General features: G+C 47.3%; 21 protein-coding genes. 12 read left to right on the forward strand and 9 right to left on the reverse strand.

The window, feature by feature from the left end:
• Positions 1-72 precede the first annotated feature (72 nt).
• A complete protein-coding gene (gene proY / locus GVI43_RS02235) occupies positions 73-1,443 on the reverse strand; it encodes a proline-specific permease ProY (protein ID WP_425482112.1) in 1,371 nt (456 codons plus the stop codon).
• A gap of 83 nt (positions 1,444-1,526) precedes the next feature.
• A complete protein-coding gene (gene brnQ, locus GVI43_RS02240; RefSeq protein ID WP_159564953.1) occupies positions 1,527-2,903 on the reverse strand; it encodes a branched-chain amino acid transport system II carrier protein in 1,377 nt (458 codons plus the stop codon).
• 498 nt (positions 2,904-3,401) lie between these two features.
• On the opposite strand from brnQ, the gene GVI43_RS02245 reads away from it, so the two are divergent.
• The 3 genes from GVI43_RS02245 (at position 3,402) to GVI43_RS02255 (ending at position 5,780) form a co-directional block, all read left to right on the forward strand.
• Positions 3,402-4,892 (forward strand): DNA-3-methyladenine glycosylase 2 family protein, encoded by a 1,491-nt coding sequence (locus GVI43_RS02245; protein WP_159564955.1) that lies wholly within the window; start codon positions 3,402-3,404, stop codon positions 4,890-4,892.
• Positions 4,876-5,388 (forward strand): methylated-DNA--[protein]-cysteine S-methyltransferase, encoded by a 513-nt coding sequence (locus tag GVI43_RS02250; RefSeq protein WP_246201409.1) that lies wholly within the window; start codon positions 4,876-4,878, stop codon positions 5,386-5,388. The genes GVI43_RS02245 and GVI43_RS02250 overlap by 17 nt, the downstream gene beginning before the upstream one ends.
• 68 nt (positions 5,389-5,456) lie before the next feature.
• The gene (locus tag GVI43_RS02255) at positions 5,457-5,780 is read left to right on the forward strand and encodes a YnfA family protein (RefSeq protein ID WP_159564957.1); all 324 of its coding nucleotides are present in this window, start codon (positions 5,457-5,459) and stop codon (positions 5,778-5,780) included.
• 44 nt (positions 5,781-5,824) lie between these two features.
• Here the strand turns inward: GVI43_RS02255 and GVI43_RS02260 are convergent, their stop codons facing one another.
• On the reverse strand, positions 5,825-6,733 hold the full coding sequence (locus GVI43_RS02260; protein ID WP_159564959.1) for a bifunctional helix-turn-helix transcriptional regulator/GNAT family N-acetyltransferase: 909 nt from the start codon (positions 6,731-6,733) through the stop codon (positions 5,825-5,827).
• A 196-nt stretch (positions 6,734-6,929) separates the two neighbouring features.
• Here GVI43_RS02260 and GVI43_RS02265 point away from each other — a divergent pair, with 196 nt between their 5' ends.
• Together GVI43_RS02265 and GVI43_RS02270 are read left to right on the forward strand one after the other, a co-directional pair.
• Positions 6,930-7,562 (forward strand): LysE family translocator, encoded by a 633-nt coding sequence (locus GVI43_RS02265; RefSeq protein WP_159564961.1) that lies wholly within the window; start codon positions 6,930-6,932, stop codon positions 7,560-7,562.
• Positions 7,563-7,659: 97 nt separating this feature from the next.
• The gene (locus GVI43_RS02270) at positions 7,660-7,950 is read left to right on the forward strand and encodes a hypothetical protein (RefSeq protein ID WP_159564963.1); all 291 of its coding nucleotides are present in this window, start codon (positions 7,660-7,662) and stop codon (positions 7,948-7,950) included.
• Positions 7,951-8,081: 131 nt separating this feature from the next.
• Here the strand turns inward: GVI43_RS02270 and proA are convergent, their stop codons facing one another.
• The 4 genes from proA to frsA all read right to left on the reverse strand — a co-directional run bounded on the left by proA (position 8,082) and on the right by frsA (position 12,272).
• Complete coding sequence (proA, locus tag GVI43_RS02275) at positions 8,082-9,335, reverse strand: glutamate-5-semialdehyde dehydrogenase (protein WP_159564965.1); 1,254 nt, start codon at positions 9,333-9,335, stop codon at positions 8,082-8,084.
• Positions 9,336-9,346: 11 nt separating this feature from the next.
• Positions 9,347-10,450, reverse strand: coding sequence for a glutamate 5-kinase (gene proB / locus GVI43_RS02280; protein ID WP_159564967.1), 1,104 nt, complete (start codon positions 10,448-10,450; stop codon positions 9,347-9,349).
• 126 nt (positions 10,451-10,576) lie between these two features.
• Positions 10,577-10,969 carry a sigma factor-binding protein Crl gene (gene crl / locus GVI43_RS02285; RefSeq protein ID WP_159564969.1) on the reverse strand — a complete coding sequence of 131 codons (393 nt, stop codon included), beginning with the start codon at positions 10,967-10,969 and terminating at the stop codon, positions 10,577-10,579.
• A gap of 55 nt (positions 10,970-11,024) precedes the next feature.
• Positions 11,025-12,272 (reverse strand): esterase FrsA, encoded by a 1,248-nt coding sequence (gene frsA, locus GVI43_RS02290; RefSeq protein WP_159564971.1) that lies wholly within the window; start codon positions 12,270-12,272, stop codon positions 11,025-11,027.
• 626 nt (positions 12,273-12,898) lie between these two features.
• Between frsA and GVI43_RS02295 the strand changes: the two genes are divergently transcribed.
• From GVI43_RS02295 to rraA, 7 genes are all read left to right on the forward strand, one after another.
• The gene (locus GVI43_RS02295; RefSeq protein ID WP_159564973.1) at positions 12,899-13,435 is read left to right on the forward strand and encodes a Csu type fimbrial protein; all 537 of its coding nucleotides are present in this window, start codon (positions 12,899-12,901) and stop codon (positions 13,433-13,435) included.
• 61 nt (positions 13,436-13,496) lie between these two features.
• Positions 13,497-14,030 (forward strand): Csu type fimbrial protein, encoded by a 534-nt coding sequence (locus GVI43_RS02300; RefSeq protein ID WP_159564975.1) that lies wholly within the window; start codon positions 13,497-13,499, stop codon positions 14,028-14,030.
• Positions 14,031-14,037: 7 nt separating this feature from the next.
• Positions 14,038-14,631, forward strand: coding sequence for a Csu type fimbrial protein (locus GVI43_RS02305; RefSeq protein WP_246201417.1), 594 nt, complete (start codon positions 14,038-14,040; stop codon positions 14,629-14,631).
• Between the two features lie 28 nt (positions 14,632-14,659).
• Complete coding sequence (locus GVI43_RS02310) at positions 14,660-15,451, forward strand: fimbrial biogenesis chaperone (RefSeq protein ID WP_159564977.1); 792 nt, start codon at positions 14,660-14,662, stop codon at positions 15,449-15,451.
• Between the two features lie 22 nt (positions 15,452-15,473).
• Positions 15,474-17,996, forward strand: coding sequence for a fimbria/pilus outer membrane usher protein (locus GVI43_RS02315; protein ID WP_425482113.1), 2,523 nt, complete (start codon positions 15,474-15,476; stop codon positions 17,994-17,996).
• Between the two features lie 5 nt (positions 17,997-18,001).
• Positions 18,002-18,994, forward strand: a complete 993-nt coding sequence (locus tag GVI43_RS02320) for a Csu type fimbrial protein (protein WP_159564979.1) — start codon at positions 18,002-18,004, stop codon at positions 18,992-18,994.
• A gap of 92 nt (positions 18,995-19,086) precedes the next feature.
• Positions 19,087-19,578: a ribonuclease E activity regulator RraA gene (rraA, locus tag GVI43_RS02325; RefSeq protein WP_159564981.1), complete on the forward strand. Its 492-nt coding sequence runs from the start codon at positions 19,087-19,089 to the stop codon at positions 19,576-19,578.
• Positions 19,579-19,723: 145 nt separating this feature from the next.
• Here the strand turns inward: rraA and gpt are convergent, their stop codons facing one another.
• Positions 19,724-20,182 (reverse strand): xanthine phosphoribosyltransferase, encoded by a 459-nt coding sequence (gene gpt / locus GVI43_RS02330; RefSeq protein WP_159564983.1) that lies wholly within the window; start codon positions 20,180-20,182, stop codon positions 19,724-19,726.
• A 160-nt stretch (positions 20,183-20,342) separates the two neighbouring features.
• The gene (locus GVI43_RS02335) at positions 20,343-20,828 is read right to left on the reverse strand and encodes a glutathione peroxidase (RefSeq protein ID WP_159564985.1); all 486 of its coding nucleotides are present in this window, start codon (positions 20,826-20,828) and stop codon (positions 20,343-20,345) included.
• Between the last annotated feature and the right edge of the window lie 62 nt (positions 20,829-20,890).

Raw genomic sequence — 20,890 nt, forward strand, 5'->3', positions numbered from 1 at the left:
ACAAAAAACCCCGGAGATCTTTCAATCGCCGGGGCTTTCGACATCATAAGTTAGCTAATTAGTCAGCGGTTGTTATCGCTGTTTGTTACCGGCAATCGCCTTACGCAAATAGTAAGCCACGACTAACAGTACAATCCATGCCAGACCAACATACAGCGAAACGCTGGTCTTAGGAGAGTAACCAATCAGGCCGATAATCCCGAACAGGAACACTAACGCAACGGCGGAAGTGGTTATGCCACCGCGCAGCGGGAAGTCTAATTCGGCTATCTGCTTTGGCGTAAGCTTACGACGAAAACCAATTTGCGACAGCAGGATCATAATCCATACCCAGACGGTGGCAAAGGTAGCCAGCGACGCAATAATAACAAAGACGTCTTCAGGAATAATGTAGTTCAGGTACGCCGCAAACAGTAATCCAACCATCATAAACAGTACGGTTACCCAAGGCACGCCACGTTTAGATACTTTGGTAAACACCTTCGGCGCATGGCCTTGTTCAGCCATGCCAAACAGCATACGCCCTACGCCAAATACGTCACTGTTAATCGCCGATAGCGAAGCGGTGATCACCACAAAATTCAGAATGCCCGCCGCAGTTTTAATGCCTAAGTTTTCAAAGGTTAAAACAAACGGACTACCGTGGGTACCCACTTCGTTCCATGGGAAAATCGACATAATGACAAACAGCGTTCCCACATAGAAAATCAGAATACGGAAAGGAACCGAGTTAATCGCTTTAGGAATGGTCTTTTTCGGGTCTTCAGCCTCACCGGCCGTAATACCAATAATTTCAATACCGCCGTAGGCAAACATCACCATCTGTAACGACAGAACCATACCGACAACGCCGTTGGCAAAAAATCCACCGTTAGCCCATAGGTTGTGAATACCGGTAGGTTCTCCCTGATTGCCAAAGCCCCAAACGATAATGCCGATGCCCGCCACGATCATAATGATGATGGTGGCAACTTTAATAAAGGATAGCCAGAATTCAAACTCGCCGAACACCCGGACATTAACCAGATTAATCGCACCGATAATTAACACGATGCTAAGCGACCAGACCCAAAGTTCGACGTTAGGGAACCAGAAGCTCATGTAAAAGCCAAACGCAGTAACGTCAGCAATCGCAACGATTAATATCTCAAAGCAGTAGGTCCAGCCGGTAATATAGCCAGCCAGAGGGCCTAAATAGTCTTGAGCATAACGAGAGAAGGAGCCTGCCTGAGGATTATGAACCGACATTTCCCCCAGCGCGCGCATAATGATAAAGGCAAAAATGCCGCCTATCAGATAAGCCAGTAAAACGCTCGGCCCGGCCATTTGGATTGCACCTGCAGAACCATAAAACAGCCCGGTTCCGACAGCTGAACCCAGTGCCATAAAGCGAATATGACGGGCCGTTAACCCTCGTTTAAGCCTGTTGGTTTGTTTTTTCATGCCGTTTTCCATGCAATAGTTACTCGTTTTTTCTCGTTATAACGCCGCAGAGACTATCCGCGACGCCTTTTTATACCCATGAATCAGTGCGACTCGGTACTGGTCGTTTCAGCAAACTCAGGCATAACTCGATCGGCAATAGCCGCAATAACCAGCACGGCAATGGCAAATGGGAGCCAAGTTAACCCCTGTTGAGCGCCGGGAACCTGCTCGAACTGGTGTAATACCCAAGCAAACTTTTGCTGTTGAGCGGGAAGCCCGCCGTTCCATACCGGCAAAAACTCCGCCAATGCAGACGCCTTAATGCCGTCCAAAATACCGATCAGCGATGTTACCAGCATCACCGGTATCATTATACGACTTTCAGAACGCCACATACGGCTGGTAAAACTTAACACAACCAGCGCAATACAAGGTGGATAAATGGCGGTTAATACCGGAGTGGAGAATTTAATTAAGTGGCTTAAGCCTAAGTTCGATACCACCATGGAGAAAATTGCCAATATGAACACGAGCTGGCGGTATGTCAGTGGAACCAGCTTAGAAAAGAACTCAGCGCAGGCGCAGGTCAGGCCGATAGCCGTTACCATACAGGCAACAAAGATCAGAATGGCTAAAAACAGGCTGCCGTAAATACCAAAGGTTTGCTGAATATAGGCATGGAGAATTTCAGCGCCGTTAGTTGCATCAGGCACCAAAGAACCGCTGGTTGCGCCCAAATTAAACAGGCTCAGGTACACCAGAGTCAGCCCTACGCCGGCAATTAGCCCTGCAATAATAGTGTATCGGGTCAACAAACGCGTACTGGTTATACCTCGAGAACGGGCCGCATTAACGATAACAATACCAAATACCAAAGCGCCCAGCGTATCCATCGTCAGATACCCTTCAACGAATCCTTTAGAAAATGGAATTCGTTGATAGATATCAAGCGCCGGCAGAGGGTGCCCGGCTGACCAAAACAGCGCGGCCAGACCCAACACAGCCAAAGAAATTATTTTTATCGGTGCCAGAAAACGCCCCACTGAATCCAGCAGCTTGCCGGGATAAAGCGAAACTAAAATCACCAATGCAAAATAGACTAGGCTATAGATAAACAGAGACAATTCACTATTGCCGAATAGCGGCGCAATGCCAAGCTCGAAGGATACGGTGGTGGTGCGCGGCGTAGCAAACAAAGGCCCGACGGCAAGATAACAGATGGTCGCCAGTACCAGACCGGCCGTTTTGCCAATCGGAGAACTCAACGCTTCCACACCGCCGCCAACCCGGGCAAGCGCGATAACGGTAATAACCGGCAATCCCACCGCGGTAATCAAAAAGCCTACCGAGGCTATCCAGACGTTTTCACCGGATTGTAAACCGACCATCGGAGGGAAAATGATATTGCCTGCGCCAACGAACAGGGCAAACGTCATAAAGCCCAGCGCAATAATATCTCTTGGGGTTAAGTATTTCATAGGTAACCGTAATTAGTATCTATCTACAGTGAAGTTGCATTAAGCAATATGCATAAAAAATAGCCGCTCATTGGCACGCCAAACGGCGCGTTAAAGGACAGAGCCGTTAACCGCGGCGCTAAGTAAACACAATAACCCCGATGAAATACAAGTCCAAATCGCCACCACAATACAATTAACCAAACAAACACAAAATTACGGTCACATTACCAGAATATACAGAACAAAATTCTGATATTCGATAAAGCTATCGTCCAGATTTTAACCGATAATGTTATGAGATATTTCTATTCCTATGATAATCAATTTCTATCAGAATAACGTCACGCCCATAGGCATCTAACCCACTCAGCGATAGCCGAACGCTATTAAAAATATCTAACGGTCTAATTGAGAGGAATCCATTATCAACTTGATTCACACTAAGGTCGTTAACAATCAGGTATTCACCATCGTATTTAAATAAAAACTAACGGCAAATATACGGGAAGGTAAGAAATGAAATTGAAATCCCTGCGCTGGAGCGATGATTTCATGTATCAGACCATACTGAATCACGATAAAAGCTACGATGGTAAGTTTTTAACCTGCGTGAAATCGACCGGAATTTATTGCCTCCCCTCCTGCCCGGCACGAAAACCGCTGTTGAAAAACATCCGTTTTTTGTCCACACAGCAAGAAGCAGTTGCCGCCGGTTTTCGCATTTGTAAACGTTGCCGCCCTGACCTGTTCTATCGGGGAGAACATCCCGATCGTCATTTGTTCAGCGAGATGTTAATACGTATTCGCTCACGTCCCGATGAGATCAAAAACGTGACGATATTGGCAAAAGTCTGCGGTATCAGCACCACAAAGCTCAATGAGCTAGTGCGTATCCATGCCCATCGGTCACCCGCAGAGCTACTTAGCAGAGAACGTATTACCGCCGCCTGCCAGCGCTTAATTAACACCAATGAACGGGTTCTCGATATTGGCCTGTCTGTCGGATTCGATAGCGAAGCGAGCTTTCATCGTCAGTTTTTATCGCAAACGGCCATGACGCCCAACGCCTACCGCCTTCTACGGGAATCCAGCGGTTTTACGCTTAAGCTACCGGCTGATTTCTCAGCGCCGGATATCTGGCGTTACCACCTGCGCGACCGTGATAGCCTGTCGGAGCGACTGGAAAATCAAACGTTCAGTAAAGGACTGTGGGTTGAGGGTAAGCCCGTACTTATTCACCTAACGATTGACGATAACGGAGCACATTGCCGCTGGGAAACCTCCGCCAGTCAGCGGTTGGAAAATAGGCTCACCGAAGGGGAAATTATCCACCAACAGGTGATGCGCCTGTTGGGCTTAAATACCGATATCAGCGGCTTCCGGGGATTAGCTAAATCTAATAATCATATTGCGAAATTACTCGCTGTTTCTGAGCCTAAAAATATCTATGTCCCTTTAACCGCAACGCCTTTTGAAGCGCTGACATGGGCAATTATTGGTCAACAAATCAACCTGACGTTTGCCGCCACGCTCAGGCAGGCTCTCATTAAACTTGCTGGCCCTGAAATACCCGGCAGCAGCCTAAAGATGCATCCGACCCCGGTAGAAATCGCTCAGTTAGCGCCTCAACAACTGAGCGATATTCGTTTCTCTCGGGCTAAATCAGAATATTTAATTACGGCGGCTAAAGCCATCATGAGCGGTGAGCTGAACTTTGATGAATTAGAATCAGGATCGGCGGTGGTCGCAGAAGAAAAATTGTGCAAACTCAAAGGAATTGGCCCATGGACTGCCCGTTATACGTTAATGCGCGGTATGGGATTTGCTGACTGCGTTCCCGTCGGCGACAGCGGTCTACATACTGCGCTACAGCAGTTTTATCAACTCGATGCGCGCCCTACGGCAGCGGAGGCCGAGCGCTTAATGCAGCCCTTTATTCCTTTCCGTACGTTAGCAACGGCTTACTTATGGGAGAGCCTAAGGAAAAAACATGAGACAGAAAACTAATACGTTAAAGAACGCGGCCGTCATCGGTATATTCAATAGCAAATTTGGCCCGATATCCGCCGGGTTAGACCATTGCGGTAATCTCATGCGGCTATCGTTCCATACGGAGAAAGACTTGGAGTGGGCAAGGCTAACCGGCGTGGCCCGCGATGATTCTCAGGTTGAGTTCATTGCCCGCCAGATCCATGAATATGAACAGGGCCAACGGATTGAGTTTGATATACCGCTACGGCTGCAAGGTACTGCGTTTCAAATGAGAGTCTGGCAGGAATTGAGTAAAATCCCCTTCGGCGAGACTATCAGCTATCTCACGCTGGCCACCCGGGTTGGTAACCCTAAAGCGTCCAGAGCGGTTGGTGGAGCCAATGGATCTAACCCGATCAGTCTGATTGTTCCCTGCCATCGGGTTATCGGTAGTAACGGCTCCCTGACCGGCTATGAAGGGGGAATTCCCATTAAACAAAAGCTATTGGCCTTTGAAAAAGGGACGGAATAAGCCGTCCTGGCTGTGCTAAAATCGCAGGCGCTCGGGATTTAGCCCAAGCGCCTGCGATAAGGGTTCCCATGGTCAAAACGCTGTTACTGTTCTTTGCCACGGCACTGGCTGAGATTATCGGATGTTTTCTTCCCTACTTATGGCTAAGAAAGTCAGCCACCGTCTGGCTATTACTGCCGGCTGCGGCAAGCCTGACGATATTTGTTTGGCTACTTACGCTACATCCGGCGGCCAGCGGAAGAGTCTATGCGGCCTACGGTGGAGTTTATGTTGCGACTGCATTAGTTTGGCTTAGGGTCGTGGATGGCGTAAAGCTGTCAATAGTTGACTGGCTAGGGGCAGGAATCGCACTCATCGGCATGCTGATTATTGTGTCAGGCTGGCGAACGTAGCCGCGCAGCCTGCGATGTTATTACGGGCTAACCCATGCAATTTATCACTGTAAGCTTTTAAGCATCAGTATTTCACATGCGTGATGACCACTGTCGCCAATCCGTTGATTAACCAATTCAAACCCCAGAGACTGGTACAACGTTATCGACTCTTTTAGTTCGGCGGTGCTCTCGAGGTAGCAATCGCGATAGCCTTCCTGACGGGCAAACTCCAGCGCACTGACTATCATACGCCTGGCGATCCCCATTCCCCTGACCGAAGGAAGAAAGTAGAGCTTTTGCAGTTCACAGTAGCCGTCCTGCATGGGGGCAATACCAACGCCGCCGGACACCACGCCGTCGAGCTCAACTACCCAATAGCCGCTTCCTTTCTGACTGTATACTTCTGATAACTGATACAAACTTGGATCGGAAAAGCTAAACCCTTCACGATCCAGCAAACCATATTCGCCAAATACTGCCAGTATAATTTCGGCAATAGCCATGTTATCACGGGCTTCAATATGACGAATGGTAATGGTTCTTTCGGCCTGCTTAGTCACGCTTCGAATAGCCGATAGGTATTTCTTCATCGACTGCACGATCGCGTCATATTCAGTACTATCTAACTGCCGGATTATCTTAGCGCTATAGGCATTCGTTTTATCGTTCAAATCAGCCAACTGCAGGCGCCCCTCGGCGGTTAACTGACTAATGATGCTTCGCCCGTCATCAGGGTTAGGCAACGATTCAACTAATCCCTCCCGTTTCAAACTCTGCAACATTCGGCTGACGCTAGATTTATCAATTTTAAGTATTGATGACAGCGCTAGCCCGCTCAGCGGCTCATCATTCAGTTCAATCAGACAGTGGGCCTGTAGGGGAGATAAACGCGTTCCACTCACCGATTTATCCATAACTCCTAACTCTCTGACTAACTGACGGGACAGGCAGCGCAGTGCTTTTGGTTCCATCGTCACCTCTGATAATAGTTAATAGCAACTTAATTTAGTTAACATAAACAACCAAATCAAGAGGCATCTCAATAATAAAATATATATCGAGAAGCTAATCGCAATAAACTGCTTATCTCTCCGTGAAAAATCAGATATAACCATAAAGCCTGCTTTCGCCCGTCATTTTCCTGCGTTACGCACTGAGGAGCCACCGATGCCAGATATCGCTCATCTTGCCGCTTTTGCTTTATTATCTTTAGGCATGGCGTTAACGCCCGGCCCAAACATGTTGTATCTGATTTCCCGTTCTATTTCTCAGGGGCGGGCAGCAGGGCTAATATCTCTAATTGGCGTTGCCGTCGGCTTTGTGTTTTACATGCTCTGTGCCGCTTTTGGCATCACAACCTTGATGATGGCCGTTCCCTATGCCTATGACGCCTTGAAAATATGCGGCGTCGCCTATTTGCTCTATCTGGCGTGGCAGGCAGTAAAACCCGGCGGGCGCTCACCGTTTCAGGTTAAGAATCTTCCTAAAGACAGCCCTAGAAAGCTGTTTATGATGGGGTTTATTACCAACCTGTTTAATCCTAAAATCGCCATTATGTACGTATCGCTAATGCCACAATTTCTGGTGCCAAATCATGGCAGCATCCTGACTCAATCACTAGCACTAGGATCGATTCAGATTATTATCAGCGTTACCATTAATGCCATTATCGCCATGACCGCCGGTTCTATTGCCATTTTTCTAACCGGAAGACCGGCTTGGGTAGTGATTCAGCGCTGGGTAATGGGCACCGTTTTGGCAGGGCTCGCCGTACGAATGCTATTCGAAAGCAGGAAATAGCTCATTGACCGTGAAGCGTTGATAGAAGTGCTCATGGGAATTGATTATCTGGTCTATATTTAAGGTAACTAAGACAACGATATCTCACGGAGTTTCCATGAAAAAAATATTACTTGTCTCTTTATTTCCCCTGCTGTTATTAACCGGGTGTAGCAATTCAAATACGGGAAATTGGTTTAAGCAAGATACGTCCGCCGAAATGGCCGATCAAGACAGGGAACATTGTGAAACACAGTCAAGATCCTCGGCGAACAGGAGCCTACAGTCAGATCCTCTGGGTGAAGTGAATACGAGTGATAACCAGATCAGCAAAATTCTGGAAACTGAACAACATCAATTTAATCTCATTGGCGAGTGTATGCGCTCAAAAGGTTATGACAGTTTCTAATCTTTACCCGGAATGCGAAAATGCCAGCGGTTAACCGCTGGCATTTTAATAGTTAGTCTGACAGGATTTAAATAGAAAGGCTGCTGCGAAATACCCATATTCACCACAGCAGCCGTTATGACAAAGGATAGTCAGAGGCGTATAAGATCGTCGCCAAAACCAATCCATTTATAGGTAGTCAACGCTTCCAACCCCATTGGGCCGCGCGCGTGAAGCTTTTGCGTGCTTACCGCAACTTCTGCGCCTAATCCAAATTGTCCACCGTCGGTAAAACGGGTACTGGCATTAACATAAACTGCCGCAGAGTCGACTTCAGCAACGAAGCGGTTCGCGTTGGCTAAAGAGCGAGTCAGAATCGCATCGGAGTGAGCGCTGCCGTGAGCACGAATATGTTCGATGGCTTCATCCAACCCCTCGACGATAGTCACGTTCAGATCTAATGATAACCACTCTTTCTCATAGTCTTGATCGGTTATGGGTACAACGTTAGCCTGCCCGCCGATCAGATACATCATCGCCTCCGGCGAGGCGTGTAGGGTTACGCCGTCCCCTTTCATCTTTTCGCTTAGCTTCGGCAAAAAAGTGGACGCAATGCTGCGCTGAACTAATAGCGTTTCGAGCGTATTACAGGTACTCGGCCGCTGGGTTTTTGCATTTTCGATAACCATTAACGCTTTTTCGACATCGGCACTGTCGTCCACAAAGGTGTGGCAGATACCGATCCCACCGATAATCACCGGAATAGTGGAGTTTTCACGACACAGTCGATGCAACGCAGCGCCACCGCGCGGGATTAACATATCGACATAGCGATCGAGCTTAAGCAATTGATTGATTAATTCCCGATCCGGGTTATTAATGGACTGAACCGCTGTGGCCGGTAAACCGCACTGGCTCAAAGCAAGTTGGATGACTTCGACCATAGCCTGATTGGTGTGAACCGTCTCTTTACCCCCGCGTAAAATGACCGCGTTACCGGTTTTCAGGCATAAAGAGGCCACGTCAATAGTCACATTCGGGCGGGCTTCATAAATAACACCAATAACGCCAAGAGGTACGCGGCGGCGCTGGAGGTTAAGCCCGCTATCTAGTATCGAGCCGTCAATCACATGGCCAACCGGATCGGTCAAGCGGCAAACGTGACGAACATCGTTGGCGATTGCCGCTAAACGAGACGGCGTCAATAACAGACGATCGAGCATCGCTTCGCTCAGGCCAGATGCTTTAGCGGCATCCATATCCTTCTCATTGGCAGAAAGAATCATATCGCTGTTAGCTTCCAGCGTATCGGCCATTACGGCCAGCGCCTGACTCTTCTTAGCAGAGCTTAATACGGCTAACTGATAGGAGGCTTTCTTCGCGGCCTGCCCCATTTGCTCTAACATCGGTGTACTCCTTAGCTGATAATCATATCGTCGCGGTGAACGGCTACCGGACCATATTCATAGCCTAAAATTGCATCTATCTGCTGGGAATGGTGCCCGGAGATCATACGTAGCGCATCGCTGTTATAACGCGTAACGCCGTGGGCGAGATCGCGACCGGCCAGATTACGGATTCGGATCACTTCACCGCGGGAAAAATCGCCCTTAACGCTTTTTATGCCCTTAGGCAGTAAAGAGCTTCCGCGTTCAAGCATCGCCAGAACCGCGCCATCATCAACGCAAATCTCGCCTGCCGGTGGTGCTCCGAAGATCCAGCGCTTACGATTTTCTAGCGGAGAAGGCTGGGCGTGAAAACGAGTGCCAACGGAGAGATCGTTAATCACATCGCCAATAACGCCGGGCTTAACGCCTGCCGCAATAATAACGTCAATGCCAGCCCGGCAGGCTACGTCTGCCGCCTGAAGCTTGGTCGCCATACCTCCGGTGCCCAAACCAGAAATACTGTCGCCCGCAATACCGCGCAGCGCGTCGTCAATATGGTGAACTTCACGAATGAGTTCGGCATCAGGATTATGGCGCGGATCGGCAGTAAATAAACCGGGCTGATCGGTCAGCAGCAAGAGCTTATCCGCTCCGCCCAAAATGGCCGCCAGCGCTGACAGGTTATCATTATCGCCCACTTTGATTTCAGCGGTAGCGACCGCATCGTTTTCATTGATAACCGGTACAATTTGGTTATCCAATAAGGCCAGCATGGTATCGCGGGCATTGAGAAAACGCTCACGATCTTCCAGATCGGCTCGGGTCAGCAACATTTGGCCAATATTAATGCCATAAATAGAGAAAAGCTGCTCCCATAGCTGAATCAATCGACTCTGCCCCACCGCGGCCAATAGCTGCTTAGATGCGATAGTTGCCGGAAGCTCCGGATAATTGAGGTGCTCACGACCGGCCGCAATAGCGCCCGACGTGACGATGATAATCCGATGCCCCAGCGCATGCTGCTGCGCACACTGGCGTACCAGTTCAACAATGTGGGCCCGGTTTAAACGCAGAGAGCCGCCCGTAAGGACGCTGGTGCCTAATTTGACAACCAAAGTTTGGCCGTTATTCATAATTGTTCTGCCGTTGAATTTTAAGAATAAAGCAAGAAAACCTTTTTAGCAGGAGTGACGCGTTATGCCAACAGGCATAACGCAAAATAAGCAAGAATAGAGCAAATAATTTATCAGGCGGGGATATTAATTAATATTTTTGACCTCATCGTCACCCATAGGACGAAGGGTAAGCTTAATCGAGCTTAAAAAGTCTTGAAGCTTTTGTTTAAACTCTTGCAGATTCCTATCAATCTCTTTCTTAATTTCAGCATCTTTAATAGCTTTCGGCTGCCAATCGCCTAATTTGTCAAAAAGCCCGGTCTGGCAGTGGAAAACGAAGCCTTCTTCGTCGGCTTCGATGTCTATCCACCAGCCCCAAAACTCTCTTTTTTCGGGTGAAGGCTTACTGTTTACGCACACCGCCAAACAGTCAAAAAAATAGCGATTGCCTTTGCACTGAGATTCCCGAATATACGGGCCTAACCCGATAAACTCTTTCATTAAGCGACTTCTGGAATGACCATTTGGTAATATCATAGCGCGGGCTCCTGAGATTCAATTCTTTAACAATTTGTTAAAAACAAGCTAAATCTTAACATAATTTTTGATGAATCCACTCTGTTAGTTGCTCTAATCCAAGATTAAAACTACTTTTTAGTGGCGTTGCAGCAACCTTAATAGTTTTACCTTCGCTGGCTGAAGAGGTAATCAGCTTAGATTCAGATAAAGGGCTAAAAATATCGTTCTCAAAAGCCATTGAACACATTGGTATTGCACAGCGTCGGCCTAGTAGCCCTTGGATCTTTAATGAATAGCGGCTCAGTTCTACGTACAGCAGGCTGTCTGCAGTCGAATCCAGCTTCAAGCGGCTGGCGATAATATCCAGATAAACATCCGGAGTACGGTGTTGATTCTCTTTATTGGTCAGTAAATCGTGGACAATTGGCCCAATGCAGGCAACGCCGCGCAAACGGCGCGTTTCAAGATAGCCCAAACGAACCGCTACGTTAGCACCAAAGCGAACGCCTAACGCCACCACCCGCTGGTGATCAATCCAAGGAACCTTATCTAACTGAATCAAAACCTGCTGATGTAGCTGACTGGTATCTTCAGTCAGCGTCCAGCGCGAAGCTGAGCCAATAGAAGGCAAATCAACGTACAGCATGGCTATGCCCTTCGGAGCCAGATAATCACGAAACAGGGGATAATAGTCACTTTGGAAATTATCCAGACCACCGCACAGTAATACCGTCGGATAAGGCGCATCCCCGGTTGGCGGGATATGCAAAAACCCGGTCAAGACATTGCCATCAACGTTAAAATCGATCGGTTTGAGCTCAAATGGCAGACATTCGGCCGCTTCCCGATAAGCCCGGTCGGCTAACAGTGCAGCCTGCTCAGCTAACATATCGCCACGCAAGTGAGGATAACTGGCAATACTGTAGAAGTTAGACGCTTTTATCCAGCAGTTACCCGCCTTTTCCGGCTCGTTACAGGCAAGGTTCTGAGCCTCTTTTTGCCACTGCATGCCCTCTTTCGCCCATTCATAAATCCAGTTTCCACCGCGATAGCCAACCACCGTATCCAGCAAGGCCTCGTTAGTACGGCGATTACCCGATACCGCAATACGCGATAAAACGGTTTCAACTTCAATCGGGTCAATACCGCGCCATGCCCACATAGGGAGATTGATCATGCGATACCAGTTAGACTGCGATTCACCGTCTAATGATGAATGAGCTTTCGCCGACGCCTGCGTCACCCGCTTTACCAATGTGGACGTTTCCGGGTGCTTAAACGAAGGCTTAAACAGGACTTCTGAAAGGTTAGCTTTTGGCATAGTAGTACAACATTCTCCGGCGTCGAGTAGACTGATGGACGAGCATGATAACTAAGTGTAACCAATAAACGGGAGCAGAAGAAGGTGCCAATGGGTACCTGACAATATCAGAATTTAAAACCACGTTACCTAGATGATATCCAGAGTGGCTGAGATATAAAATGGGGAAACGGTAATACTGATATTTTTTGCACTCAAATCTCAAAAAAATGGCAGATAAATAATCGCTAATAAAAAGAAAACCGACCAAAATTACCGTTTAACTTCACAATAAAAAAACAAAAACAAATTAATAAAAAACCGAAACAAATCACAATTAAATGCTTATTAAAATTGAAATACCGAATAAACCACATAATAAACAATACAAACTAACCTATAAAATCATTAAATATTAAGCTGCTAATATTATTGAATTGGTCAACTACAACTTATTCCTTTAATGATGACCGCGGTCAGTTGAACTTTCAAAGATACTTACTATATTTACTTTTAATACATTATAAGAACTAGCAATAGGCTTATTGGTGTTATTCCTATTATGACTATTATCAGAGCGCGTTGTTTAACGCTGGCGCTTACGCCATGGGTCATATTATTAAGCAAAATTATTTTGAGGGTTTGGCATGAAAAAACTATTCATTGCGTTAGGCTGCGCTGCGGCCATGTTATGTAGCTCAAATATTTTTGCTGCGGGCACGATCAACGGAAATCTGAATGTCCAGCTAACCATTGGTAACGGCTGCTCCGTTACTGGCGGCAGTACGGGAGGCTCAGTCAACGATTTTGGTACATTAAACTTTGGTCAGTACTCTTCGCTAGCCAATCTTATCAACGGACAATCTACCGGCACCAGCGGGGCAGTACAAATCCAATGCACTACCTCTCTGCCTTATACCGTTATACTTGATAACGGCCAAAATGCCTCGGGTTCACAGCGCCGGTTAATCGGCGGCGTTAGCCCAAGCAATGCCTATATTAGCTATTCCTTATTCCAGGATGCAGCCCGTACCCTTCCGTGGAACAGTACCGGTGCAGGCATACTGAGCGCAGTAGGAACGGGTGCTGCTGTCGATATAATCGTCTACGGACAGGTACCTAGCCAAACAACGCCTGCCCAAGGCTTATACAGTGATGTTGTCTTAGTTACCGTTAACTGGTAAATCAATACGTTATCATCATCGAGTGCGATGTATAGGAAGCGAAGCGATCATAGGTGAATGAATGAAGCCTCAGCGAAAACGGAACCAGCCAAGGATACTGTTATTCATTCTCCTACTGTGGACCATCTCTAGCACCGCAACAGCGGCGACAAAATCAGCTACGGTAACCGTATCGGTTAATGTTTTACCCGCCTGCACTGCGGGTACAACAGTTTCAGGGACAACCACCTTCGGTACCCTCAATTTTGGCACGCTCTACTATCTGAATAAGACCGTCAGGCTGATCGGGCAACCGAATGCTGGCGCTATTTTGGTTCAGTGTGCGTCTGGCGTGGATTATCAGGTGGTATTCAGTGCCGGCAATAGCGGAAACGTAGCTCAACGCTATATGACAGGAAACACCTCAGGCCAGCACGTCAATTACAACCTTTATAGCGACGCAAACTATTCGACCGTTTGGAATAATACTACCGGAGTAACCCGTTCGGGAACGGGGCAACAAGAGTGGATCCCGGTCTATGGGCAGATTCCAGTCCAATCAACTCCCGTCGTCGATATCTACACCGATACGGTCCAAGTCACCGTGAACTGGTAGCGCAAATATGCTGATGAAACCCATTGCGCACATTCCATATCATCACCATTGGAAACGCCCTGCCCGAATTATTTACCTGCTAATCAATCTATTAGTCGCTATATCAGTCATGCCTCAAGCGACTGCTCAAACGCTGAATAGTCCATTTACCGTTAATGCTTCCGTTGTCAAAGGCTGCATGTTAGGCAGCGGAAGCAACGATCCTACAACCTTTGGCAACATCAGTTTTGGCAATATTTCAGCCTTGTTCAGCGATATTAACGTGGTCTCAGCGCAAAACGCAGGGTCTGTGGTAGTGAAATGCACGCCGGGTATTAGCGTGAGTATCGCTATTGATGCCGGACTCAACAGCGGCGGTAGCGTCAGCAGTGGCCGTTTGATGAAGATAACAACGGGAACCAATACCTTGAGGTACCAGCTCTACCAAGACAGTAATTACAGCACCGTTTGGGGAAATGGCAGTAACGGCGGCCAGGTTTACAGCTATACCGCTGACGGTACCGTGAAACCGTTTAGTCTATATGCCCGCCTGTTTGCTACTACGACACTGCCGGCCGTAGGCCAGTACAGCGATACGGTGAATGTCACCATAACCTACTGAATAGTTTTCAACTTTATGGAAAACCGAAATGAAAAATATAAGATCGTTAAAGTGGCTTTTTATTAGCACGCTTGTTTCAGCGTGCTTCTATTCAATACCGCAGGGATATGCGAGCTCAATCCTTATTTGGCCCATCGATCCGGTAATCGAAGATGACCAGAATTCAGCCGCTCTTTGGCTGGAAAACAAAGACGATAAGCCGGTATATATGCAAATCAGAGTATTTGAATGGAAGCAGTCAGATAATGACAACCAATATACTAAGCAAACCGATATTGCGGTAAGCCCGCCGTTTGCCCTGATTGAACCCGGTAAGCGCCAGCTAATTAGGTTAATCAAGAACATAAAGGTTCAGCCTAATCAGGAAAGAGCCTATCGAATCATCGTTGATGAAACACCCCGGGCTAAAAAACCGGATGAAATAGCGGGTTCATCACCCGCTAGCGTTGGAATTAACTTCCAGATGCGTTATTCGGTACCGCTTTTTGTTAGCGGACAAGGCGTTTGGACCAACCCTGATTACAGTAAAAACAGAGATATCCAAAAAGCAACGGCGCCTAAACTAAACTATCGAATCGTCAATCAGAACAATCACCCCTTCCTTGAGGTTAAAAACGAGGGAGTGGTACATGCCCGCTTATCGCATCTGACTAACGTTTCTAACGGGGATAATAAAGTTCTGGCCGACGGTCTGTTCGGCTACGTTCTAGCGCATTCAACCATGGCGTTACCGTTACCAACAAATCAGATTGATAGTGCTGGAAAGCTTCAGGCGCTGATCAATAACAATCCAGCGCCGATAATATTAGAAAAACGCTAACTCGATGCTGATAAAGCTAAAAATGATTAACGGAGCTGGCTCCGTAAAAGCCCCTGCCCCCGATTCAGCGGTATTATCTAAAATCATTTTTTGCTCAAGCATTCTATTTTCATTTAATTGCGCAACGGTTTTGGCCGATTTACCTCCACCTCCGGATAGGGAAAACGCCGAATCAGAGCTTAAAGCCCTACCCGCTGAACAAACTGGCAGCCCCAAGCCATTGCCGGACATGTCGTTAATGTTGGAAATCGTCATCAACGGTAAGCAGACACAGCAGGTTGTGCCAGTGAGATATCGGTCTGGCCATTACTCTATTTCATCCGAGAATTTCAACGGTCTGGGATTACCCATGAAGTTCGATGACTCACCGGAGGTTGAAATTGACACGGTCAAAGGCCTAGATGTGACCTACGACAGTGCGGCACAGCAGCTTTTGATCAATATTCCTACTGAGTGGTTACCTGAACAAAATATATCGCAGTATGAACAGGCAGGTTATGAAGCCTCAGACAGTACCTTAGGCATGCTGTTTAACTACGATGTCTATGCCAGCCACTCAACCGAAATGACTCAAAACGACGCTATCTCTGCCTTTACAGAGCAACGTTTGTTAGGGCCATTCGGTATCGTGTCTAACAACGGCGTTTATAACCAACAGGTTAATGGTGAAAATATAAGTACCTCACAAAATCGCTATATTCGCTACGACACGAAGTGGTTTTACAATGATGAAAAATCCATGCTGAGATACAGCGCCGGAGATATCATCACCGGTTCTTTACCCTGGAGTACCTCGGTCAGGCTTGGCGGGCTGCAGCTTTCTCGTAACTTTGCTACCCGACCTGATTTAATTACCTATCCTCTTCCTCAGTTTGCCGGTCAGGCTGCGGTTCCAAGCTCGGTCGACGTTTATATTGATAGCTACAAGAACTCGACGTCTAACGTCAATCCGGGGCCATTTACTATCTCAACCATTCCGTTTATTAACGGCGCGGGCAACGCTTCGGTGGTTGTCACCGATCCGCTAGGCCGTCAGGTCACTACCTCTGTTCCCTTCTATGTTTCCAGTGAGTTATTGCAAAAGGGATTAGTCGACTTCAGCCTATCTGCGGGAAAAATCCGTAATAACTATGGCTTAGAAAATTTTGACTACCAGAACAATGCCGCCAGCGCCACGCTCCGTTATGGCCTAACCAACTGGCTAACGCTGGAAGGAAGGGCTGAAAATGCTAGCCAACTGACGGTTGGCGGCGCTGGCGGCAATATTATGCTCGGCCAGTTTGGCGTACTGGGTGGTTCGTACACCACCAGCAAGGCCAAAGACGATGCGTTTAAGCCAGAGAATCAAGGCTATTACTATTACGACGATATCACTGATTCAAATGATGCTTACAACCAAGGAAATAGCGGAAATCAGCGTTCACTCAGTTATTCCTATACTCAGCGCTATTTCAGTATTAATGCTCAAAAGATAATACGCAGCGATGGTTACGGAGACCTTTCGAACTATAAAAGCAGCTACCGTTCCAATAAAAAAACCGACCAGATTACCGGCAGCACAACGCTGGGTGATTTTGGCTCCCTCGGAATGGGCTATTTCGACGTCGAACGCTTCGATAGCTCGCGTTTACGCTTAGTTAATATTTCTTACAGCACCACGGTATTGAGACAAAATACCCTCTATACCTCAATCAACCGTGAAATCGGTCAATCAGGCTATAGCGCCCAAATTATTCTTAGCATTCCGCTAGGTAGCTGGGGCGGAGCCTCAATGAGTTCTAGCCGCGATAGCAATAATAAATGGACTCACCAAGCTTCTTATAACCGCGCAGCGCCAACCGACGGTGGTATGGGATGGAACCTGTCCTATGCCAAAAACTCAGGAGATCAGAGTGATTACAAACAGGCCAGTCTGGAATATCTGGCACAAAAAGTCAGAGCCCAAGGCGGCGTCTACGGGGACAAAGACTATACCTACTGGGGAGAGCTAAGCGGCTCATTTGTCGCTATGGGCCAGAGCGTTTACGCTTCCAGACCGATTAATGATGCTTTTGCGTTAATATCAACCGATGGTTACCCCGATGTTCCGGTTCGCTATGAAAATCAACTGCTGGGTAAAACGGATAACAACGGATATTTGCTGATCCCCTCGGTCACCTCTTATGCCAATGGTAAATATGAAATTGACGCGGTGAATCTCCCTGCCGACGTAAAAATCCCCATGGTAGAACAAACGCGCTCTATCAAAGAGAGTAGCGGCACGCTAATTGAGTTTCCCGTCACCAAAATTACGCCCGCAACCCTGACGCTAGTGGATGAATCAGGTACGCCACTGCCGAAAGGCAGCATTATTTATTTAAACGGTCAGGATCAGGCGAGCTACGTTGGCTGGGACGGTGAGTCCTATCTGGAAGATGTAGCCAAAGACAACAAGTTAACTATCCAACGGGCCGATGATAACAGCCAATGTCAGGTGCATTTTACGCTGCCTGAACGTCCGGTTAATGGCATTCAGTCCCTCAATACGCTGGTATGTAACAGGTGAGAATTATGAAGATAAATCGCAATATCCGGCCTACCAATAAATTTAGCCTGCTGAGAAAAGCAGTATTGAATTGCGCTATCTTATGTCTGCTATTCATCACCGCAATAGCCCGGGCAGGCTGTACTATTACGGCGACGCCTACGCCACAAAATTTAGGTACCACGTCCGCCTCTAACGTTTATAACGCCAGCATTAGTACTTCAGGGCCGGGCGGGCTTAGCTGTTCAGGATTAAGTATCGGTCTGGCAGCAACCAGTACGGTTAACGGAACTGTTACCAGTACCACTAATGGCTTCAATTTAGTGAATACCGGAAATGCCGCGGCAAAAATTCCTTATAACCTTTATGGCGACAATACGACTAACTTTCCGTTTAGGCTGAACTCCACGATGGACTACGGTTCCGGCGGCTTAAACCTACTGAATCTGTTATTGGTTGGTACCGGTGGTTCAACCACGGTCTACGTACGAACCTCTCCCGGAGCCAATATTCCCGCCGGTTTATATACCGACACCATTGTCATCAATTGGTATGCACGCATGTGTTTACTCAATGCGTTAGGCGTCTGTGTTACACTCGATCCCCCGGCTACCGGCACCAGCACGATACAAATCAGCCTAACCGTAACCAATAACTGTGTGATAAATAGCACCCCTAACGTTCAGTTTACCAGCAGTCCACTGGTTGAACAGTTTCAGCCGATTACGCAAAGCGTTACTCTGACCTGTACATTACAAGCCCCCTATAAAGCCTATTTCAGCTCGGGAAGTAATTTCCAATCGCCATGGCGTCAGATGAAAGGCAGTTCAACCAATATGTTGCAATACAACATTTATTATCCGACTACATCAACGGTTTGGGACAGCACAACGCCATTACTAGCTAACGGTACGGGCTTAACCCAAAGCATCAGCTACACCACCGCGATTAATCCTAACCAATTACAACAGCCACAGGATAACTATACCGACAGCATCAATTTTACCGTTGAATACTAAATCTATTAGATAAAACCGACGGCTTGCGCTATGTTGCCTGTAGCTCCTTTTTCCAGCTTTTTTACAGATCTCTCTATTACAGGAACGTAGCCATGAATAATAAAAACAATACGCTAAAAGTCGCCGACCTGTGTGATGAGCACAGAGAACAGGTTCGATTGTTTGCCCCTATTTTTAGTGATTTTGGCGGAAAGGCCGCATTTAGCGGTCAGGCTAAGACAATAAAATGCTTTGAAGATAATACCTCGGTAAAAGCGCTAAGCTTAACGCCCGGGCATGGTCGAATACTGGTGGTAGACGGCGGCGGTAGCGCAGGTTGCGCACTGTTGGGCGACAATCTGGGCGCTAATCTGGCCAAGAATGGCTGGCAAGGTGCTATCATTTATGGGTTTATCCGCGACAAGGCTGAACTGGCACTGTTACCCATCGGTGTAAAAGCGTTAGGCTCAGTACCGCTCGGGCCGGTTAAACTCAAAGAAGGTATTATCGGCCAACCGGTTGAATTTGCCGGGCAGGTGATTAACGATGGCGATCGGATTTTTGCCGATGAAGACGGAATTATTATTCTCAATCTATCGGATTAGCGGCTTTTGGCATGAAGACGCGGTCAGTCAGGAAAATCGACTAATAATACCTTCTTGCTAAACCGCCGGTTACTCATCGGACAGTAAAAAGCCCCGTAGAACGGTTCTACGGGGCTTTTTATTAAAATCAGGTACGGCCTGTAACTCAGTTATCACCAATTGGCTTAACGAAGGTAATTCCCATATCCCATGGCTGCTCAATCCATGTATCTTGAGGAATATCAACCACGTAATCATCGACCAGTGGCTTACCGGCAGGCTTAGCGAAAATAGTCACAAAGTGAGCTTTTGGATACATATCGCGGATGGCTTTTGCCGTACCGCCGGTATCAACTAAATCGTCAATCACGATAAAGCCATCACCGTCACCTTCAGCGCGTTTTAATACTTTCATTTCGCGTTGGTTATCATGGTCATAGCTTGAGATACACACGGTATCAACGTGACGAATTCCTAACTCACGCGCCAGCAGCGCTGCGGGTACTAATCCACCGCGACTGACGGCGATAATACCTTTCCATTGTTCTCTTGGCAGTAAGCGGCGGGCTAGCTTACGGGCTTCCATTTGCAACATATCCCACGTGACGACGTATTTTTCGCTCATATGAATCGTATCCCAGCCAGTAAGATGGCCTATAAAATCAGGGGAAAAAAGTTGCAGGGGATTATAAAGAGGCTGGCCCATAAAAACCAGCGGTTCTATCAGAGAAATATAAACTTCTCGGCTGTAAATTAGGCCAAACCGGCAATAAGCTAAAAGAATATTATTTTAATATCTCTTTAATTTTGGCGCTTAACTCTTCGGGTTTAGCGGTTGGAGAAAAACGCTCAATGGTTTTGCCTTGGTTACTAATAAGAAACTTTGTAAAGTTCCACTTAATTTTTTCGCTTCCCAATAGCCCCGGAGCCCGCTTTTTCAAATAAACAAACAGAGGATGCGCATTTTCACCGTTGACCTCTATTTTCTCAAACAGCGGAAAAGTAACGCCAAAGTGAGTTTCACAAAACGTAGCAATTTCCTGATTACTGCCCTTTTCCTGCCTGCCAAACTGATTGCAGGGAAACCCCAACACCACCAGACCTTGCCCGTTATAGTCCTGCCACAGCCGCTCAAGCCCTCTATATTGCGGAGTGAAACCGCACTCACTGGCGGTATTAACCACCAAAATAGCGTTGGCAGAAAAATCGGCTAACGTTCGCTGCTCTCCGGTTATCGTCACCAGCGGAATAGTCCAAAAATTGTCAGTCATTACGCTTCTCCTGTCGGTATAAATACCCATATATTAATTATAGTGAACAAGTACCACGGCAC

Origin of the sequence: Budvicia diplopodorum (genome assembly GCF_009800925.1) — a bacterium.
Lineage (GTDB): Bacteria > Pseudomonadota > Gammaproteobacteria > Enterobacterales > Enterobacteriaceae > Budvicia > Budvicia diplopodorum.

Coding starts and splice junctions, on each gene's coding strand:
- GVI43_RS02245 (WP_159564955.1), top strand. CDS start 3,402: ATGAAATTGAAATCCCTGCGCTGGAGCGATGATTTCATGTATCAGACC.
- brnQ (WP_159564953.1), bottom strand. CDS start 2,903: ATGAAATACTTAACCCCAAGAGATATTATTGCGCTGGGCTTTATGACG.
- GVI43_RS02295 (WP_159564973.1), top strand. CDS start 12,899: ATGAAAAAACTATTCATTGCGTTAGGCTGCGCTGCGGCCATGTTATGT.
- rraA (WP_159564981.1), top strand. CDS start 19,087: ATGAATAATAAAAACAATACGCTAAAAGTCGCCGACCTGTGTGATGAG.
- GVI43_RS02265 (WP_159564961.1), top strand. CDS start 6,930: ATGCCAGATATCGCTCATCTTGCCGCTTTTGCTTTATTATCTTTAGGC.
- GVI43_RS02310 (WP_159564977.1), top strand. CDS start 14,660: ATGAAAAATATAAGATCGTTAAAGTGGCTTTTTATTAGCACGCTTGTT.
- GVI43_RS02335 (WP_159564985.1), bottom strand. CDS start 20,828: ATGACTGACAATTTTTGGACTATTCCGCTGGTGACGATAACCGGAGAG.
- GVI43_RS02320 (WP_159564979.1), top strand. CDS start 18,002: ATGAAGATAAATCGCAATATCCGGCCTACCAATAAATTTAGCCTGCTG.
- GVI43_RS02315 (WP_425482113.1), top strand. CDS start 15,474: ATGATTAACGGAGCTGGCTCCGTAAAAGCCCCTGCCCCCGATTCAGCG.
- GVI43_RS02255 (WP_159564957.1), top strand. CDS start 5,457: ATGGTCAAAACGCTGTTACTGTTCTTTGCCACGGCACTGGCTGAGATT.
- proA (WP_159564965.1), bottom strand. CDS start 9,335: ATGTTAGAGCAAATGGGGCAGGCCGCGAAGAAAGCCTCCTATCAGTTA.
- GVI43_RS02270 (WP_159564963.1), top strand. CDS start 7,660: ATGAAAAAAATATTACTTGTCTCTTTATTTCCCCTGCTGTTATTAACC.
- proY (WP_425482112.1), bottom strand. CDS start 1,443: ATGAAAAAACAAACCAACAGGCTTAAACGAGGGTTAACGGCCCGTCAT.
- GVI43_RS02305 (WP_246201417.1), top strand. CDS start 14,038: ATGCTGATGAAACCCATTGCGCACATTCCATATCATCACCATTGGAAA.
- GVI43_RS02260 (WP_159564959.1), bottom strand. CDS start 6,733: ATGGAACCAAAAGCACTGCGCTGCCTGTCCCGTCAGTTAGTCAGAGAG.
- crl (WP_159564969.1), bottom strand. CDS start 10,969: ATGATATTACCAAATGGTCATTCCAGAAGTCGCTTAATGAAAGAGTTT.
- proB (WP_159564967.1), bottom strand. CDS start 10,450: ATGAATAACGGCCAAACTTTGGTTGTCAAATTAGGCACCAGCGTCCTT.
- frsA (WP_159564971.1), bottom strand. CDS start 12,272: ATGCCAAAAGCTAACCTTTCAGAAGTCCTGTTTAAGCCTTCGTTTAAG.
- GVI43_RS02300 (WP_159564975.1), top strand. CDS start 13,497: ATGAAGCCTCAGCGAAAACGGAACCAGCCAAGGATACTGTTATTCATT.
- gpt (WP_159564983.1), bottom strand. CDS start 20,182: ATGAGCGAAAAATACGTCGTCACGTGGGATATGTTGCAAATGGAAGCC.
- GVI43_RS02250 (WP_246201409.1), top strand. CDS start 4,876: ATGAGACAGAAAACTAATACGTTAAAGAACGCGGCCGTCATCGGTATA.